Raw genomic sequence first — 6,438 nt, 5'->3', positions numbered from 1 at the left:
GGGTGGGCGCCGTCTTCCGCCGCTACGACGTGGTGCTCGCCCCGACGACCGCCGGGCCGCCGCTGCGCATCGGGGATCTCGCCGGGCTCTCGGGGCTGCGCACGGACCGCACGATGATCGCGCACTGCCCGTACGCCTGGCCGTGGAACGTGCTGGGCTGGCCCGGCGTCAACGTGCCCGCGGGCTTCACACCGTCGGGGCTGCCGGTGGGCGCGCAGCTCCTCGGACCGGAGAGCAGCGAGCCCCTGCTCGTACGGCTGGCGGCCCAACTGGAGGCGGACCGGCGGTGGTTCGAGCGGTGGCCGCCGGAGCGGTAGCCGAACGGGGGCGGACCGCGGGACCCGCGCCCTGCCCCACCCCGTACGCCGTCAGCGCAGTCCCAGCCTGGTGAGCGCCGCGGCGACCTCGTCCGCGTCGCTGCCCGCGTCCGCGGCGATGCCGAGATGACCGTCCGGGCGGACGAGGAACACGCCCCCGCCGTACGCCTTTTCGGCGTGCTCCTCGGTGTCGCGGATCGCGTGGACGTGGACGTGCGCGCCGGACGGCACGGCGGCCGGGTCCGGCAGCCGTGCGCCCCCGAAGGCGAGCAGCGTCCAGTGCGGGCCGCGGAAGGCGTCGAACAGCCGTAGCCGTTCGCCCTGTTCGGTCACGCACTCGGCGTCGGGTGCGCGGTCGCCGGCGCGCAGTCCGCCGTCCGGCGCCGTCCGCAGTTCGGCGGCGAGGGAGCTGTCGCGGTAGCCGATGTCGAGCTGGCCGGTGGCGCGTCCGCGCCGCTGCGCGCCGTGGTGGATCCGCGTGGTGAGGTCGAGGACGCCCGCCGCGAGTGGCATCCGCTCCTCTTCGTAGGTGTCGAGCAGCGCGTCGTCCGCGCCGTGCCGCAGCACCTGCCCGAGCTTCCAGCCGAGGTTGAACGCGTCCTGGACGCCGGTGTTCAGACCCTGGCCGCCGGCGGGGGAGTGGATGTGCGCCGCGTCGCCGGCGAGGAGCACGCGTCCGTGCCGGAAGGCGCCGGCGAGCGCCGCGTTCGCGCGGAAGACCGAGGCCCAGTGCACCTCCCGTACGTCGTCGGCGGCCAGCGGTGTGCGGCCGGCGACGAGGGCGCGTACGGCCTCCGCCGAGGTCTCCGGTTCCGCGCCGGGCTCGGTGAACCGTGCGGTGAGCTGGAACAGTTCGGTGCCGTGCAGCGGGCAGAGGCCGAGGGCGCCGCCGTCCGCGTGCGGCCACATGTGCCAGTGCCCGCGGTCCAGGCCCGCGACCGCCACGTCCGCGACGAGCGTCGGATGCGGGTCGACGCTCTCCCCGGTCATGCCGATGCCGAGCATCGTCCGCACGGTGCTGCGGCCCCCGTCGGCGGCGACGAGGAAGGCGGCGTGCGCGGTGGACGTACGTCCGTCCCGGGAGGTGAGCCGTATGTGCACCCCGTCCGCGTCCTGTTCGAGCCCGGACAGCCGGGTGCCGAACTCCACCGAGCCGCCCAGCGCGCGCAGCCGTTCGTGGAGCAGGGCCTGCGTACGCCACTGGGGAAGCATGCGGCCCTCGAAGTAGGGCTCGCCGGGCCGGGGTTCACCGGGTGCGGCGAAGTCGAAGGGCTCGCCGGGCTGGGCGCCGTTCCACGGGAGCATCCGCGGATAGCGGCCGCTCTCCCGCAGCACGGCCTCGCCGAGTCCGAGGTCGTCCAGGACTTCGACGGTGCGGGGCTGGAGGCCCTTGCCGCGTGAGCCGGGGAAGAGCTCCTCGCCCTGTTCGACGAGCCGCGTCCGTACGCCCCGGCGCACGAGGTCGCAGGCGAGGGCCAGACCGACGGGGCCCGCGCCGGCGATCAGTACGGCGGTGGATCCGGACGCTTCCTTAACGCCGTTAAATTCAACCATGGGGGAAGGCTGCCCTTAACGGTGTTAAGTTGTCAACATGGCGAAGGCGAAAGGGCGGTCGCGGCTGGACCGCGCGCAGATCGTGGAGACGGCACTGCGGTTGCTCAACGAGGTCGGGCTCGAAGGACTGACCCTGCGCCGCGTCGCCACGGAGCTGAACGTGCAGGCGCCCGCGCTCTATTGGCACGTCAAGCACAAGCAGCAACTGCTGGACGAGATGGCCACCGTGATGCTGCGGGAGATGAGTGCACCGGAGGGTGGGGGAGACGGTGACGGGGGCGGTGGCGGTGAGGCCGGGGAGCCGGACGCCGGCGAGGACTGGCGGGAGGTGCTGGCCGGGACCGGCCGGGGTCTGCGCCGTGCGCTGCTGCGCTACCGGGACGGCGCCAAGGTCTTCGCGGGCACGCGCCTGACCGACGCCGGGCACGCCGCACGGCAGGAGGAATATCTGCGGCGGATGGTCGCGGCGGGCTTCGCACCGGGCGCCGCCGCCCGCGCCGCCTTCGTCGTCTTCGCCTTCACCGAGGGGTTCGTCATCGAGCAGCAGGCCGTCGAGCCGATGCCCGGCGAGCGCGACCCCGGGTACGACGTGGCCGCGCGTACGGAGGCATTCGGCCCCCGGTACCCCCTGGCGGCGCAGGCGGGCGAGGAGCTCTTCGGCGACTTCGACGCCCGGTTCGAGGAGGGGCTCGCGGCCGTCGTGGCCGGCATCGCCGCGACGCTCGGCCCGGCCGAACGGGACTGACGAAGACCCGCCCGCGGGCCGGGAGTCGGGCCGAGGGTCGCTGCGGTCCCGGGACGCCACGTCCGGCTCCCCGCCCCGCCCGCGGCACCGCCCGCCCGGCGGAAATCCGGTTGCCCTCCGTGGCCGCCCTCTGCTGTGCTCCTGCGCGACAGCACCGGCGAACACCAGGAGCAGAGATGCGGCGAGCGTTCATGTCCACCCAGAAAGGAATCGCCTTCCACCCCGAGGACATGACGCTCCGTGAAACATCTCAATCTGGGAATCCTGGCGCATGTAGACGCCGGTAAGACGAGCCTGACCGAGCGGCTGCTGCACGCCGCCGGTGTCATCGACGAGGTCGGCAGCGTCGACGACGGCAGTACCCGTACCGACTCCCTCGCGCTGGAGCGGCAGCGCGGCATCACCATCAAGTCCGCCGTCGTCTCGTTCGCCGTCGGCGGCACCGCCGTCAATCTGATCGACACCCCCGGCCACCCCGACTTCATCGCCGAGGTGGAGCGGGTCCTCAGCGTGCTCGACGGCGCGGTGCTGGTCGTCTCCGCCGTCGAGGGCGTACAGGCGCAGACCCGTGTGCTGATGCGGACGTTGCAGCGGCTGCGCATCCCCACACTGCTCTTCGTCAACAAGACCGACCGGCGCGGCGCCCGGTACGGGCACACCCTGCGCGGCATCGCGGAGAAGCTCACCCCGGCCGCCGTCCCGATGGGCCGGGTCCGCGAAATCGGCACGCCCGCCGCGGAGTTCACCCCGTACGGCGCGTCCGGCACCCCCTTGGCACCGCCGCGCCTCGCCGACGTGCTCGCCGAGCACGACGACGCCCTGCTCGCCGCGTACGTCGAGGACGAGGCGTCCCTCACCCCGGCCCGGCTGCGCGCGGCGCTCGCCGAACAGTCACGGCGGGGCCTCGTCCATCCCGTCTTCTTCGGCTCGGCCGTCACCGGGGCGGGCGTCGAGGCGCTCACCTGCGGGCTCACCGAACTGCTGCCCCACAGCGTCGGCGATCCCCAAGGGCCCGCCCACGGCACGGTGTTCAAGGTCGAGCGCGCGGAGGGCGGCCAGAAGACCGCGTACGTGCGCATGTTCTCCGGCACGGTCCGGGTGCGCGACCGGCTGCTCCACGGCGACGCCGGCGAGGGCAAGGTCACCGGCATCGACGTCTTCGAGGACGGGACGCACACCCCGGCGCCGTGCGTCTCTGCCGGCCGCATCGGCAGGCTGCGCGGGCTCGCGGGCGTACGGATCGGCGACGCGGTCGGCACGGAGCGGACGGCGGCACGGGAGGGGCACCACTTCGCGCCGCCGACGCTGGAGACGGTGGTCACGGCCTCCCGCGACGCGGACAGGGGCGCGCTGCACACGGCGCTCACGCTGCTCGCCGAACAGGACCCGCTGATCGGGCTGCGGCAGGACGAACTCCGCGGCGAGCTGCGCGTATCGCTCTACGGCGAGGTACAGAAGGAGGTCGTCCAGGCGACGCTGGCCGACGAGTACGGACTGGAGGTCGCCTTCCGCGAGTCCACGACCATCTGCGTCGAACGTCTCGACGGGCCGGGCTCCGCGGTGGAGATCATGGACAAGGAGCCCAACCCGTTCCTGGCGACGGTCGGTCTGCGCGTCGAGCCGGCACCGCCCGGCAGCGGCGTGCGCTACGGCCTGGACGTCGAACTGGGCTCCATGCCCTACGCGTTCATGAGGGCCGTCGAGGACACCGTGCGCGAGACGCTGCACGAGGGTCTGCACGGCTGGCAGATCCCCGACTGCGCCGTGACCATGACGCACTCCGGATACGCGCCCCGGCAGAGCCACGCCCACGCGGTCTTCGACAAGAGCATGTCGAGCACGGGCGCCGACTTCCGGCTGCTGACGCCGCTGGTGCTGATGGACGCGCTCCGGGACGCCGGTACGACGGTGCACGAGCCGATGCACCACTTCCGTCTGGAGATCCCCGCCGTCTCCTTCGGCGCCGTGCTGCCCGTCCTCGCGCGGCTACGCGCGGTGCCGCGTGCACCGGTCACCAAGGGCGACGCGTATGTGCTGGAGGGCGAGATGCCGGCGGCGCGCGTCCACGCCCTGGAGGGTCGGCTGCCGACGCTGACCAGCGGCGAAGGCGTGCTGGAGACGGCCTTCGCGCACTACCGGCCGGTGACGGGCGAGATCCCCGAACGTCCGCGCACGGACCACGATCCGCTGCACAGGAAGGAGTATCTGCTGCGGGTCGTACGGAGAGTCGCGGGCGCCTGAGCGCGGCGGGCGCCCCGGCGCACGGACCCTCGATCAGGGCGCCAGGACGTCCAGTTCGGCGAGGGCGTCCTCGGTGATGGTGCGCATCAAGCGCTCCGCGTTCGCCCCGTCGTGCTCCCGTACGGCCTCGGCGACCTGGACGTGCATGGTGACGGCCTCGGGGCGGGGGTCGCTGAACATCACCTCGTGCTCGGTGCGTCCGGTCAGTACGGCGGCGACGACGTCGCCGAGCCGCGCGAACATCTCGTTCCGCGACGCCCGCAGTATGACGCGGTGGAACGCGACGTCGTGCACGAGGTAGTTGGGGAGCTGCTGCCCGCGCGAGGTGCGCACCATCCCGAGCGCGTGCTCGGTCAGTTCGGCGCACTCGTCCGGCGTGGCCAGCTCCGCGGCGAGCCGCGCGGCCACCGGTTCGACGGCCGAGCGCAGCCGGGTCAGCGAGCGGAGCTGCCGGGGCCGGTCCGCGCCCGCGAGACGCCAGGTGATCACCTGCGGGTCGAAGACGTTCCACTGCTCGGTCGGCAGGACGCGAACGCCCACGCGGCGCCGGGACTCCACGAGATGCATGGACTCCAGAACGCGTACCGCCTCGCGCACGACCGTGCGCGACACCTCGTACCGCTCGGCCAGTTCGTCCGTGAGCAGCACGGTGCCCGGAGGGTAGTCGCCCGCGGTGATCGCGGGCCCGAGGCGGCCGAGCAGCCGCGCGTGCAGTCCGCGGCCCCCCTCGTCACGGCCGTGCGCAGCCTGGCTGGTCATGACTCTCCCGTGTCGTGCGGTGGGCTCAGCGTACGTGGTGACCCTCACGCCAATTAAGTATGACGAATTCATTTCCACCTCTTGAATACGTGTGACGTATTGAGGTTGAGTGTGCGGCGCCCTGACGGAGAGCGACAGTGAGGTGCGCATGGGGTCTCCAGACCGGAGGCAGGGGACGGGCCCGTCGGACGGCCCCTGCGACGGACTCGCGGACGGATTCGTGGACGGATTCGGGTACGGGCCCGGCGGGTTCGAGGGCGGACCCGCGGACGGGCTCGCGGACGACCGCGGATCCGGCGGCCTGCACCGCGGCGTCGCGGTCGTGATGGGCGTCGCCGGCACCGGCAAGACGACCGTCGGCGCGCTGCTGGCCGAGGCGCTGGGGGTGCCCTACGCCGAGGCCGACTCCTTCCATCCCCCGGCGAACGTCGCCAAGATGACCGCCGGGCGGCCCCTCGACGACTCCGACCGCGAACCGTGGCTCGACGCCATCGGCGCGTGGGCCCGTCAACAGGCGGAATCCGGCGGGGTCGTGAGCTGCTCGGCGCTCAAGCGCGCCTACCGCGACCGGCTGCGTGCCGCAGCCCCGCACGTCTTCTTCGTCCACCTCACCGGGGACCGCTCGCTGATCGCGCGCCGCATGGAACAGCGCCGCGACCACTTCATGCCGCTCACGCTGCTCGACTCGCAGTTCGCGGCGCTGGAGCCGCTCCAGCCGGACGAGGCGGGGGCCGCCGTCCCCGTGGGCGCCGGACCGGAGGCCGTCACACGGCGGGCGCTCGCGGCGTTCCGCGACGGGTCGGCGGCGCCCGGGCGGCTGCG

6 protein-coding genes are annotated in these 6,438 nt (G+C 73.3%); 4 read left to right on the top strand and 2 right to left on the bottom strand.

Annotation, left to right across the window (positions count from 1 at the left end; all coding sequences use genetic code 11):
* Positions 1-317 (top strand): amidase family protein (locus AN218_RS21415; RefSeq protein ID WP_244900572.1); only part of this gene is annotated, 317 nt, incomplete at its 5' end.
* Between the two features lie 51 nt (positions 318-368).
* Here AN218_RS21415 and AN218_RS21410 read toward each other — a convergent pair.
* The gene (locus AN218_RS21410; protein ID WP_070018522.1) at positions 369-1,871 is read right to left on the bottom strand and encodes an FAD-dependent monooxygenase; all 1,503 of its coding nucleotides are present in this window, start codon (positions 1,869-1,871) and stop codon (positions 369-371) included.
* Between the two features lie 37 nt (positions 1,872-1,908).
* Here AN218_RS21410 and AN218_RS21405 point away from each other — a divergent pair, with 37 nt between their 5' ends.
* Entirely contained in the window at positions 1,909-2,616 is a 708-nt protein-coding gene (locus AN218_RS21405) for a TetR/AcrR family transcriptional regulator C-terminal domain-containing protein (protein ID WP_070018521.1), read from the top strand.
* A gap of 240 nt (positions 2,617-2,856) precedes the next feature.
* Positions 2,857-4,857, top strand: coding sequence for an elongation factor G (locus AN218_RS21400; RefSeq protein WP_070018520.1), 2,001 nt, complete (start codon positions 2,857-2,859; stop codon positions 4,855-4,857).
* A 33-nt stretch (positions 4,858-4,890) separates the two neighbouring features.
* On the opposite strand, the gene AN218_RS21395 is transcribed toward AN218_RS21400, so the two are convergent.
* Entirely contained in the window at positions 4,891-5,616 is a 726-nt protein-coding gene (locus tag AN218_RS21395; protein WP_070018519.1) for a FadR/GntR family transcriptional regulator, read from the bottom strand.
* 325 nt (positions 5,617-5,941) lie between these two features.
* Between AN218_RS21395 and AN218_RS21390 the strand changes: the two genes are divergently transcribed.
* Positions 5,942-6,438, top strand: a 497-nt coding sequence (locus AN218_RS21390; RefSeq protein WP_070018524.1) for a gluconokinase, incomplete at its 3' end; no start/stop codon positions are given.

The organism is Streptomyces nanshensis (assembly GCF_001751255.1).
Classification (GTDB): Bacteria; Actinomycetota; Actinomycetes; order Streptomycetales; family Streptomycetaceae; genus Streptomyces; species Streptomyces nanshensis_A.
The sequence above is the reverse complement of the archived record's forward strand: the minus strand, read 5'-3'. Positions and strand labels throughout refer to the sequence as shown.